The sequence below is a fragment of the Acaryochloris sp. IP29b_bin.137 genome (assembly GCF_028285745.1).
Lineage (GTDB): Bacteria > Cyanobacteriota > Cyanobacteriia > Thermosynechococcales > Thermosynechococcaceae > Acaryochloris.
The window spans coordinates 1-8,380 of the sequence record NZ_JANQOP010000366.1 but is presented as its reverse complement, the minus strand read 5'-3'; the positions used below and the strand labels follow the sequence as shown (position 1 = coordinate 8,380).

Annotated in this window: 8 protein-coding genes; 2 read left to right on the top strand and 6 right to left on the bottom strand. The window is 50.7% G+C overall.

Translation table 11 applies throughout. From position 1 onward, the window contains the following. From rpoB to rpsT, 3 genes are all read right to left on the bottom strand, one after another. Nucleotides 1–3,030 (bottom strand): DNA-directed RNA polymerase subunit beta (gene rpoB, locus Q0991_RS24565; RefSeq protein WP_299493633.1); only part of this gene is annotated, 3,030 nt, incomplete at its 3' end. 79 nt (nucleotides 3,031–3,109) lie between these two features. Beyond that, nucleotides 3,110–3,904 carry a TatD family hydrolase gene (locus Q0991_RS24560; RefSeq protein WP_299493631.1) on the bottom strand — a complete coding sequence of 265 codons (795 nt, stop codon included), beginning with the start codon at nucleotides 3,902–3,904 and terminating at the stop codon, nucleotides 3,110–3,112. 84 nt (nucleotides 3,905–3,988) lie between these two features. Next, complete coding sequence (rpsT, locus tag Q0991_RS24555) at nucleotides 3,989–4,273, bottom strand: 30S ribosomal protein S20 (protein ID WP_299493629.1); 285 nt, start codon at nucleotides 4,271–4,273, stop codon at nucleotides 3,989–3,991. Nucleotides 4,274–4,524: 251 nt separating this feature from the next. Between rpsT and hisD the strand changes: the two genes are divergently transcribed. Continuing rightward, the gene (gene hisD, locus Q0991_RS24550; RefSeq protein ID WP_299493627.1) at nucleotides 4,525–5,820 is read left to right on the top strand and encodes a histidinol dehydrogenase; all 1,296 of its coding nucleotides are present in this window, start codon (nucleotides 4,525–4,527) and stop codon (nucleotides 5,818–5,820) included. Nucleotides 5,821–5,822: 2 nt separating this feature from the next. Here the strand turns inward: hisD and Q0991_RS24545 are convergent, their stop codons facing one another. The 3 genes from Q0991_RS24545 to Q0991_RS24535 all read right to left on the bottom strand — a co-directional run bounded on the left by Q0991_RS24545 (nucleotide 5,823) and on the right by Q0991_RS24535 (nucleotide 7,991). Further along, nucleotides 5,823–7,061 (bottom strand): GTPase, encoded by a 1,239-nt coding sequence (locus tag Q0991_RS24545; RefSeq protein ID WP_366525062.1) that lies wholly within the window; start codon nucleotides 7,059–7,061, stop codon nucleotides 5,823–5,825. A gap of 187 nt (nucleotides 7,062–7,248) precedes the next feature. After that, entirely contained in the window at nucleotides 7,249–7,551 is a 303-nt protein-coding gene (locus Q0991_RS24540) for a DUF2973 domain-containing protein (protein ID WP_299493625.1), read from the bottom strand. 122 nt (nucleotides 7,552–7,673) lie between these two features. Beyond that, on the bottom strand, nucleotides 7,674–7,991 hold the full coding sequence (locus Q0991_RS24535) for a DUF2605 domain-containing protein (protein ID WP_366525060.1): 318 nt from the start codon (nucleotides 7,989–7,991) through the stop codon (nucleotides 7,674–7,676). Between the two features lie 199 nt (nucleotides 7,992–8,190). On the opposite strand from Q0991_RS24535, the gene Q0991_RS24530 reads away from it, so the two are divergent. Continuing rightward, on the top strand, nucleotides 8,191–8,380 hold a 190-nt coding region (locus Q0991_RS24530; RefSeq protein ID WP_299493620.1), incomplete at its 3' end, for a hypothetical protein.

Genomic DNA, 8,380 nt, shown 5'->3' with positions numbered 1-8,380 from the left:
GTCGGACTTCACGGTTAAGAGTTCTTGTAAGGTATAGGCTGCTCCAAAGGCTTCCAAGGCCCACACTTCCATTTCTCCAAATCGCTGTCCACCCTGCTGAGCTTTACCCCCCAGAGGCTGTTGAGTCACCAAGGAGTAAGGACCAGTGGACCGAGCGTGGATCTTGTCATCCACCAAGTGAACCAGCTTCAACATATAGGCTTTACCCACTGTGACGGGTTGGTCAAAGGGTTCACCCGTTCGCCCATCAAAGACTTGGAGTTTGCCGGGGCGATCAGGGTCAAACAGCCAATCTTTGCCTGTTTTCTGTTGGGCTTCTTCTAACTTGCCGTGAACGGTGCTACGAGACGCCTCTTCCCCATGCATTTCATCAAAGGGCGTGAGTTTGAAGCGAGTATTCAGGTTCTGACCTGCCCAACCAAGGAGGCACTCAAAGACCTGTCCAACATTCATGCGAGAGGGGACACCCAGAGGATTCAAGACCAGATCGACCGGAGTACCATCGGCGAGATAGGGCATATCTTCAATGGGCAAAATTCGAGAGATAATGCCTTTGTTGCCGTGGCGACCCGCCATTTTGTCCCCCACCTGCAATTTCCGTTTTTGGGCAACGTAAACCCGGACCACCATATTCGCCCCTGGCGGGAGTTCATCTCCTTGCTCCCGGGTAAACACCCGCACGTCGACGACCCGACCTTTTTCGCCATTCGGCACTCTCAACGAGTTGTCTCGAACATCCCGGGCTTTTTCACCAAAGATGGCCCGCAGTAATTTCTCTTCGGGGGGCTGATCAGATTCTCCTTTGGGCGTCACTTTACCCACCAAAATGTCGCCTGCTTCTACCCAAGCCCCAATGCGGATAATGCCACTTTCATCCAGTTGGCGCAGGGAATCTTCGCCCACATTGGGAATTTCTCGCGTGATTTCCTCTGGACCGAGTTTGGTTTGCCGGGCTTCAATTTCAAATTTTTCGATGTGGATAGAGGTATACACATCATCACGAACCAAGCGCTCACTGACTAAGATGGCGTCTTCGTAGTTGTAGCCTTCCCAGGGCATATATACCACGAGAATGTTCTGGCCGAGGGCCAGTTCCCCTCCCTCCGTTGCCGAACCATCAGCAATGATTTGGCCCTCGCGGACTCGATCGCCAACAAAGACGATGGGGCGTTGATTTAAGCAGGTATCTTGGTTGGATCGCTGATATTTCTGGATTTGATACTCTGTTTCGTTGCCTTCCTCATCACGAATGCGAATGGCATCGGCAGAGACATACGTCACTTCTCCATCCGTATGGCTAATAATCACCATTCCAGAGTCACGGGCTGCTTGGGCTTCTAGTCCGGTACCAACCAATGGGCGCTCCGGTTGCAGTAGGGGCACGGCCTGTCGCTGCATGTTCGAGCCCATTAAGGCCCGGTTGGCATCATCATGCTCCAAAAATGGAATCAGAGAGGTGGCCACCGAAATAATCTGCACTGGCGATACGGCCACGTAGTCCACTTCTTCAGGAGACGTGGTGGTGAAATCCTGGCGATAGCGGACAGGAACAATCTCACCTTGAATATATCCCTCTGCATCCATGGGAATATCCCCTGGTGCCACTCGCAAATCATCTTCCTCATCCGCAGTCATATACTGGGGCGGCTGATCTTTGAGAACCCGTCCGTGTTCAACGGGATAGAAGGGAGTCTCAATAAAACCATAGGGGTTGACCCGGGCATGAGTGGCTAGGGATCCAATCAGACCTGCGTTCGGCCCTTCTGGAGTCTCAATAGGACAGATCCGTCCGTAGTGGCTGGGATGAATATCTCGAACCGCAAAGCCAGCCCGCTCCCGAGTAAGACCGCCAGGTCCCAGGGCACTTAATCGACGTTTGTGGGTTAATTCCGCCAACGGGTTGGTTTGGTCCATAAACTGCGAGAGTTGACTAGAGCCAAAGAATTCTTTGATTGCAGCAACCAGTGGTTTGGGGTTGACCAAAGAGGCGGGCGTTAAGGATTCGACATCCGATACGGTCATCCGCTCTTTGATGATCCGCTCTAGACGGTTGAGACCCACCCGAACTTGGTTTTGTAGTAGCTCGCCCACGGAGCGCACCCGACGATTACCCAAGTGGTCAATATCATCGACCGAACCAATATCGAACTCTAAATTAATCAGATAATCAATGGCAGCTAAGATATCATCTGGCGTCAGCACGCGTGTGGCTTCAGGTGTGTTGAGCCGCAGTTTCTTGTTGAGTTTATAGCGACCCACTCGGCCCAAATCATAGCGTTTTGGATCGAAAAAGCGGGATTCTAATAATTGGGTGCCGCCACTAACGGTGGGAGGTTCTCCCGGCCGGAGTTTCCGATACAGTTCAAGCAGGGCTTCTTCTTCGCCAAATTGTCCTTCTTTATCGATCGTTTTTTGGTAATACTCAGGGTGACGTAACCGATCAAAAATTTCGCCATCGCTCAGCCCTAGGGCCTTCAGTAAAACCTGGGCTGAGAGTTTACGGGTTTTGTCAATCCGAACCCAGACCAAACTATTTTTGTCTGTTTCAAACTTTAACCAGGCACCCCGATTTGGGATAAGGCTGGCATTGTAGGTGCGTCGACCATTTTTATCGGTCTCAGATTTATAGTAAACGCCAGGGCTACGGACAATTTGATTCACGATCACCCGTTCGGCGCCATTAATGATAAAGGTGCCCCGCTCGGTCATCAGGGGCAGATCGCCAATAAAGACTTCTTGCTCTTTGATCTCACCCGTCTCTTTGTTAATCAGGCGGGTCGGAACATACATCTGGACGCCATAGGTGCTATCCCGACGCTTGGCCTCATCCACGTCATATTTGGGGCGTTTGAGCTTATAGTTTTTGGCTAAAAAATGTAGCTCTATTTTGCCGGTATAGTCTGAAATGGGAGAGAAGCTTTCTAGTTCTTCGATCAATCCTTCTTTCAAAAATGAACGAAAACTTTCCCGCTGAATTTCAACTAGGTCAGGGAGAGTAAAAGCGGGTTGAGTGTAGATCGAGTTAGTCATACAGCTCCTCTTTGAATCACGCCCAGCGCGAATAGAATCAACAAGTTTAAGTGACGTTTGTACCGAAAATCAATCCTTTTTAAGATTGAACAGGTAAAGACAACTGAAATAATCGACAAGCATTTTGGGTGGTGGTGGTTGCTAATTGCTCGAGGGAAATGCCTCGCAAATCAGCCACCTGTTGGGCAACATATCTCACGTTTGCAGGTTCGTTGCGACGTTCACCCCGGACAGGAACCGGAGCGAGAAACGGGCAATCGGTTTCGATCAGGATGCGATCGCACGGAACCATCCGGGCCGATTGATGCACTTGTTTTGCATTTTTGAACGTAACGATGCCACTGAAACTGACATAGAAACCCAAATCGAGAAACCACTGGGTTTCTTCCGGCGTTCCGCCCCAGCAGTGCATAACGCCGTTCACGGGACCTTGTTCATGCCAAAATTGCTGTAACAACTGACGCATGGGCACAGCCGCCTCTCGACAATGGATAATGACGGGGAGCTGTAATAGTCTGGCCATCAGGAGATGGGCCCAGAATACTTGTTGCTGTTGCTCACCATTATCGGCCTTGAAAAAATCTAACCCAGTTTCGCCAATGGCAACGACTTTCGGATCAGACTGGGCCAATAATTGCATTTGGGTCTCCGCATCTTTATCCCATTTGTCGACATCTAAGGGATGAACACCGACGGCATAGTAGAGTTCAGGAAATTGCTGCGCTAAGTTCTGAATTTGCTTAAATTCAGACGGCTCGACACAAGAGTGAACGAGTCGCACAATATGATGATCCCGCCAACGTTGAGCAATTTGGTCAAGGTCAGGCTGGAAAGCATCAAAATTTAAGTGTACATGCGTATCGATGAGTTGCATGAAGTCGCCAGGTCCAGGGCAGTTGCAGTGGAGAAAGAATCCAGATCACCTGAACCTGAGGCTCAGTGACAGCGGCGCTGGTCCTCAGGTAGCAGCTTTCAGCAGGCGGGCCAGCCCCGCCTTTTTGCGAGCCCCAGTATTTCGATGAAAAACCCCTGTTTTAACAGCCTTGTCAATTTTGCTGTAGGTGACGGACATGGCGTTGTGTACTGCAGCGAGTTGCTCCTCAGACGGATTACTTTTGTAGTCATCAACGGCTGCTTTGAACCGTTTTGTAAATGTTTTGATTGCCGATTTGTAAGCTTTGTTTTGTAAACGATTCCGCTCGGCGATCAGAATGCGCTTTTTTGCAGATTTGATATTGGCCACAGTTAGTTGCTCAGCAAACTTCCGAAAAATCGATAATTACCCAAAGGGATATTCTAACACCTAATGTCAATATTACGTTCTCGAATTTCGAGTTAAGCTAAATAGGGATAGGGCGGGGCGGATATCCAAGCCTGGGGCGACCTTAATGCATTCGTAAGGGGCATTCATCCTCCCACAACCCTAATCAAATGCGTTACATTTGCAGGGATGGCATCATCTCTCTGGCAGTAGCATTTAGGCATTTCAGAGCTATGCTCCGAACAATTTCTCAGCAAGCGGAGGCAACTGCAGAACTGCGACGGATTTGCGATCGCACCCGAGATGATCAGCTTCTCCACAAAGAATCCACCGTCCGAGAGATTCTATCAACTGTCCAACGACAAGGGGATGCCGCGCTGTTGCAGTATACGGCTGAGTTTGATCAGCAGACCCTCAGCCTCAATGCGTTGAAAGTGAGCGGTGCCGAACTAGATGCGGCTTATCAGCAGATCTCCCAGGATCTCTTAGATGCCATTCGATTTTGCCATCAGCAACTCACCACCTTTCATCAACAACAGCGACGCCAGAGTCAGGTCCACTTTGGCGATCATCACGTTGTTTTGGGACAGCGCTACACCCCTATTGAAAGAGCGGGTTTCTATATCCGAGGCACTCAAATCGCATCCCCTAGCCAAGTTTTGGTGAATGCCACCCCTGCCATCGTGGCAGGGGTTCCAGAACTGGTGATGGTGACCCCCCCCGGTCCCGATGGTCAGGTTCATCCGGCAGTCTTAGTGGCAGCTCAGGAAGTCGGTATCGATAGGATTTATCGCGTCGGGGGAGCCCAGGCAATCGCCGCCTTGGCCTATGGTACGGAGTCAATTCCGGCGGTGGATATGATCGCCGGCAGCGGCAATATTTATGTCACTCTGGCCAAGAAATTGGTCTATGGCTCCGTCGGGATTGATGCCTTAACCGGACCCTCTGAACTGGTTATTCTGGCGGATGACACGGCCCATCCTTCCCATATTGCGGCCGACCTCCTGGCACAAGCTGCGTCTGACCCCTTAGCGGCCTCAATCCTGATTACGTCCGATTCAACCCTGGCCACCAAGGTCGTATTGGAAGTCAATCAACAACTTCCCGCCTATGGACTCTTAGCGGAAAAAGCCATTGCCCATTATGGTCTGGTCATCCTTGTGGACCAGCTCCATCAAGCCATCCTTTTCGCCAATCAGGTTGCCCCTGCTCAGCTGGCTTTAGCCATCGCCGATCCTTGGGCTGTCTTAGAGCAGATTCGCCATGCAGGCTCTATCCTCTTGGGGGCGTATACTCCCCCCGTCACTGAACAGTACCTTGCAGGTCCCAACCCTAATTTACCCACCGGGGGAATGGCCCGGTTCAGTTCTGGACCTGGCGTGGAGACCTTTATGAAACGAACGAATTTAGTTCAATATTCCCCCCAAGCCCTCTCCCTTGCCGCGCCCCAAATTGATGCCCTTGTTGAATTGGAGGGCGGTATGGCCCAGTCTTTATCCATGCGGATCAGAATCAACAAAAACTTATAACCTTAGGGATCCTCGGGTGAACGGGGTGATTCTGTAGACCAAATTTCCCCTTTAAAACGGGTCTTGGCCTCCTGAAAGGATTGCTGCATGGTCTGCTGAATTTTCTTGGGATCAGGGGTTTTCCCCCCCATTAAGTCGCCAAAATAAACACAGGCCCCTTCTCCTAAGGCCCAGGTATAGGCCGCCGCCCAAGTGGCTGCCACGACACTACCAAAACCGGGCACAAATTTGATGAGTTCTCGCCCGACCACCTGGGCAATGAATCCACCTGCGATCGCACTCAGGACCCCACCCGCTTGGGAGAGGTTGATCGACTGACCGTAGAGACGCCCCAATAAACTCACTAAGGTCACTTGCAGGGCGGTCAACGCTGGCATGGTGGCAAAGGGAAGAGGTACAGCCGCTAGGGTTGCCGCCATCACGGCAAAGGTTGTTAAATAGCGCCGACTAGTGTCTCGATAAATAGAACCCAGTTCCCTCTCGATCCCTGTTTCATCCAGGAGTTGATGTAAGAGCCTGGATTCAGCCTCCGGTAACAGCTCTGCCAATTGATCGACAAACGTATCCAGTCCGTAGAACTGAGGGGTGAATCCATCTTCTTCTAACGTGAAGTCAATCATCACGATGCGATCGCAGCAGTTGGCAAACTGGTCCTGTAGCGCGGAAAAGGCTCGCAGCACCGCCGGATCAGTAGGAGGATAAGCGGGGTGAATCTCCCTGTCAGCGGCATAGAGATCGTGAAGACAAGTCACGGCCAGCAGACATGGAATTTCTGGATATTGCGCTCTAATCTGGGTAATTTGGTTTTGCAGAAAATCGGTAGCAAAATCGTTGAGCTTAACCGTCAGAATCATGACTTTGGCGGAAGGTGCATGTTCTTGGGGGTGCGAAGCGGCCAGGAGCTGCGATAACTCTGCCGTTGGATCCGACCCCCTAGGCTGGACTTCCCCCAATCCCATCGTGTCGGTGAAATAAAGAAGCGGCAGATCTTCGGTGGGATAGGCGTATTGCTGGGTGTGGGCTGTGTGGGGACGGAACCCTTGGCCAATAATGTCTTTGGTTGCCCCCGTCAGACTCCGAACGATTGAGCTTTTCCCGGATTGCGGTTTACCCATCAAAATGACTTCTGTGGTGGGCAAGGTAGCCCTGACCCGCTCTAAGATAGCCGCTACTTCCTGCTCATCCACCTGGAAATAGCGTTTCAGGGACTGTCCTCTTTTGTGCAAGGGGACGAACAGGATCTGAGCTGCATCCAGGAGTTGCTGTGCTCGTCCGTTGGCAAGCCAAGCGGTGAGGTTAAACCGTTGAGGCCGAGAGGATATGGGGGAGTCTGACGGCTTTGGATTCTCCACGAGCTGAAATGGAACGAGAGCAAACGGGCAAGACTAGCGCTCTCTCCAGCGATTAAGGCAGAGCGTCAGGAGGAAATCAGAGATCTTCTTTAGACCCAGGAGACTGGTGGTAGAGGGCATCTAGCTGCTCTCGCGCATCCTCTACACTCATGGAGCGCATCACCAATAAAGGCTCATCAATGACGTTGCCAGATTCATCCAGGAGTTCCGGGTGAGGAACAATCGGTGCCGCTTCATCTTCAGGGTAGGCAGATGGCGGCATCGGTAAGTTGTAGTCCCGCTGAGACAGGAAGCCTAGGGTCAGCACGTTGCGAAACAGATTACCCACGGCTAAAACCGCCAGCACAATAAACGCAATCATGTATAGGAACTGAAACATCATCCATAGCCCTCCCAAGCCAAGAGTATTCCGGGGACTGCCCACTGCCTGAAACAAATGATCAGGTTTGGATCAATAACGATCTCTAATCCAGCCTCTTTTGAAAATGTAAACCATTTTGCTTAATTTGACTGCCCCAAGCGAAGCTGAATCATCACCTGCCAGCACTCAGAGACGAGATCATGCCAGGATTCTAAGAGCTGAGAGTCGATGCCGATCTGCCCATAGGTCGCTTTGAATAAGCTGCGAGCAGCCATCACCTCCAATAACGTTTGATGAACCCGCCCCAATAAATCGGACTGTTGTTGGGTACCTAAAAAATCAATTTCTTCGAACTCCAAGAGTGATCGAGAACGACTCAGCCAGTAGTGGAAATCCCCCAGCAATGGCCCTAATCGAACTGAGACCAACTCTGGTTCCGGTAAATATGGATTTATCATTGTTCAGATAAAGTTTTTATCAATAAAAAATAAATATTTGGTTCTTTTTACAACATATTACCAATATCTTTTAACTTTGTTGAATCTCTCTTGCTCCTTAAGGGATCTAACCTGAGCGCTATTCCACTCAATATGCAAAGGATTCTAGCGTCTGTGAAATGACTTGGCTGAAGGGTAAGTTACGGACAGAAACCAGACAGTGAAAGCAAATGCGGCTCGCTTGGCAAAAGAGTTCAGTGCCCGTGAGGTCTGGTGTCGGAGGAAAACGCATTGTAGCGGCACGTTTCTATCTGGCACTGTTCGGTTAAGAAGTGACGCATTCAAAACCTCTGGCCATGAATATCTCGGCGATCTCAACTGGCCGTTGAATGAATCCCATCACCATTGCA

Bases quoted from the DNA above. Each gene is read 5' to 3' on its own strand.
- Q0991_RS24560 (WP_299493631.1), bottom strand. From the start codon at position 3,904: ATGCAACTCATCGATACGCATGTACACTTAAATTTTGATGCTTTCCAG.
- hisD (WP_299493627.1), top strand. From the start codon at position 4,525: ATGCTCCGAACAATTTCTCAGCAAGCGGAGGCAACTGCAGAACTGCGA.
- Q0991_RS24540 (WP_299493625.1), bottom strand. From the start codon at position 7,551: ATGTTTCAGTTCCTATACATGATTGCGTTTATTGTGCTGGCGGTTTTA.
- Q0991_RS24535 (WP_366525060.1), bottom strand. From the start codon at position 7,991: ATGATAAATCCATATTTACCGGAACCAGAGTTGGTCTCAGTTCGATTA.